Source organism: Streptomyces sp. NPDC060198 (assembly GCF_042728415.1).
Classification (GTDB): Bacteria; Actinomycetota; Actinomycetes; order Streptomycetales; family Streptomycetaceae; genus Streptomyces.
In genome coordinates this window covers 1-2,967 of the sequence record NZ_JBHWZJ010000577.1, presented here as the reverse complement: position 1 = coordinate 2,967, position 2,967 = coordinate 1, and the positions used below count along the sequence as shown (strand labels likewise).

Here is a 2,967-nt window from a genome sequence, read left to right as displayed (position 1 = left end):
CCGCGCGGCACCCACTCCCACCCCCCCTCCGTGACCCCGCCCCCCCCCCCGCCGCCCCCCCCCGCCCGCCGGGCCCCCACGGGCCGCCCTAACCGTCTGCCCGGCACCGGTACGGGCGACCGCTGGGTGTTCGGCTTCCCCGGGCAGGCCCGTGCGGAGGTCCACACCCTCGGTGCCCGGCTGCACTCGCTGCTGCTCCCGGACCGGCGGGGGCGGTTCGCCGACGTCGTGCTCGCGGGCGCGGACGCGCCGACGGTACGCGGACCGGCTTCCTACTTCGGTGCGACGGTGGGCCGTTACGCCAACCGGATCGCCGGCGGGCGGCTCGTGGTGGACGGGGTGGTCCGGCAGCTGGACACCCAGGACACCGGCCACACCCTGCACGGCGGCCCCGACGGCTTCGACCGCCGGGTGTGGCGTGCCGAACCGGTCCACTCCGCCGACCGCACGGGCGTACGGCTCTTCCTGCTCAGCCCCGACGGCGACCAGGGCTTCCCCGGCACCCTGAGCGTCCGGCTCACCTGCACGCTGGACCGGGACAACGCCCTGACGTTCGACTACCACGCGGTGAGTGACGCCCCGACGGTCGTCAACCTCACCAACCACGCCTACTGGAACCTGGAGGGAGAGGGCAGCGGTGACGTACTCGGGCACGAACTCCAGATCCACGCGCCGCGCTGGACGCCCGTCGACGCGGCGCTGATCCCGAGCGGCCCGCACCGGTCGGTCGAGGGAACCCCGTTCGATCTGCGCCATCCTCGCCTCCTTTCCGCGGTGTTCGCCGACGAGGACGAGCAACTACGCCTGGGCGGTGGAGGTTTCGACCATAACTGGGCGCTCGGCAAGGCGCCGTCCACGCGGCCGCGCAGTGCTGCCGTGCTCCACGCACCGGTCTCCGGGCGCCGCTTGGAAGTGCACACCACCGAACCGGGGATACAGGTGTACACCGGGAACCTCCTCGCCGGCGAGATCACCGGCAAGAGCGGACGCCCTTACGGCCCGCACGCGGGGGTGGCGCTGGAGACCCAGCACTTCCCGGACTCCCCCAACCGCGCCGAAGACCCCAGCACCCTCGTCCGGCCCGGCGAGGTGTACCGCTCCAGCACCGTGCTGCGTTTCTCCGTCACGGAGGAGTGACCCGGGCCCGGCGTCCCCCCCGGCCCGCCGGCGATCGCCGGGCCGCCGCCGGCAGGCCCGGCGGCACGGCTCCACTCGGCGCTCCACCCGGCACTCCTCGCGGGACACCCCCGAGGAGCGCCGGGCCTTCGGCGCACCCACTCCGACCTGCGCACTCTCCCGCCGGACACACCTTCCACCCCGCACCGCGCACGCTCTTGACATGTCCATTGTGAGCGTTAACACTCCATGGCACACGCCTGTTCCGGCGCCCGAGCGCCGACGCGGTGCCGCTCGGGCGCGACGCGACCGGAGCCCGCCGCCGTCCGGAGCGCCACCGTCCCCGCCGGCTCTCGGCCCGGCGGATACGCGGGCGTACCCCCTCCACGGTTCCGTGCCGCGAGTACGGCTCCACGTCACCCCGCCCCTCACCCCACGATCCGAAGGGCCACCATGTCCCTCCTGCGACGTTCCCCCTTATGCGCGCTCGGGGTCCTGCCCGGGCTGATCGGCCTGCTGATGGCCGCGCTCGTGCTGCTGCCCGCCCCCCGCGCCCAGGCCGCACCGGTCTACGGCGGATACGCGATGGCGTACTTCACCGAGTCCAACCAGGGCGTCGGCAACAACTACGGGCTGCACCTGGCGGTGAGCCCGGATGGCCTGCAGTGGACCCCGCTCAACCAGAACGCCCCGGTCGTCACCCCCACCGCCGGCACGAAAGGGCTGCGCGATCCCTTCATCCTGCGCAAGCAGGACGGCACCTTCACCATCCTCGCCACCGATCTCAACGGCACGAACTGGGGCGAGACCAACCAGTACATCCACGCCTGGGACTCCACCGACCTGCGGTCCTTCACCAACTACCGCCGCCTGAAGGTGCACTCCCTGGCCGCCACCCACGCATGGGCCCCGGAGGCGTTCTGGGACGCCTCGCGCCAGCAGTACGCCATCATCTACTCCGCGAACAACGGCACCCGTGACGTGATCATGGCGACCTACACCACGGACTTCGTCACGCTGTCCGCCGCCCAGGTCTACTTCGACCCCGGGTTCGGCATCATCGACGCGAACGTCGTGACCGGCGTGAACGGCACGAACTACCTCTACTACAAGCGCGGCAACGAGCTCTACGGGGCCAAGTCCACTTCCCTCGCGCCGGGTTCCTTCAACAACGCCACCTACACCGGGCCCGTCGCCCACGGCGGTACCGAGGCTCCCGTGCTGGTCAAGTCGCTCTCCGGCAGCACCTGGTACCTCTGGGGCGACACGTACACCCCCAACGGGGTCTTCTACGCCTGGCAGACCGGTGATCTCGCGGCCGGCAACTGGACCCCGGTCGACCAGCGCGCCTACACCCAACCGCTCAACTCCAAACACGCGGGCATCACACCGATCACCACCGCCGAGCTGAACGGCATGAAGTCCGCCTGGGGGACGCCCTCCTGGAACCGGCTGAAGTCCTACAACCACCCCGACCGGTACGTACGGCACAGCAACTTCGCGGGACGGATCGACGCCTATCCGTTCGACCCGTACGCGGACTCGCAGTGGAAGATCGTGCCCGGTCTCGCCGACGGCTCAGGGGTCTCCTTCGAGTCGGTCAACTACCCGGGGCAGTTCCTCCGGCACAGCGCCTACTCGATCGTGCTGAACACCAACGACAAGAGCGCGACCTTCGCCGCCGACGCGACCTTCTACCCCACCGCGGGGCTGGGTGACTCCTCGGCCGTCTCCTACCGCTCGTTCAACTACCCCACCCGCTATCTCCGCCACAGCGACTACCAGTTGCGCATCGACCCGCTCACCGCGTCGTCCCCGGCCACCGACCGGCAGGACGCGACCTTCCTGGTC

2 protein-coding genes are annotated in these 2,967 nt (G+C 71.0%); both read left to right on the top strand.

Features of this window, described 5'->3' with window-relative positions:
* Window positions 1-126: 126 nt before the first annotated feature.
* The gene (locus ACFWEP_RS33655) at window positions 127-1,137 is read left to right on the top strand and encodes an aldose epimerase family protein (protein ID WP_387375951.1); all 1,011 of its coding nucleotides are present in this window, start codon (window positions 127-129) and stop codon (window positions 1,135-1,137) included.
* Window positions 1,138-1,569: 432 nt separating this feature from the next.
* Window positions 1,570-2,967: glycoside hydrolase family 43 protein (locus ACFWEP_RS33650; RefSeq protein ID WP_387375949.1), on the top strand; the 1,398-nt coding region annotated here is incomplete at its 3' end.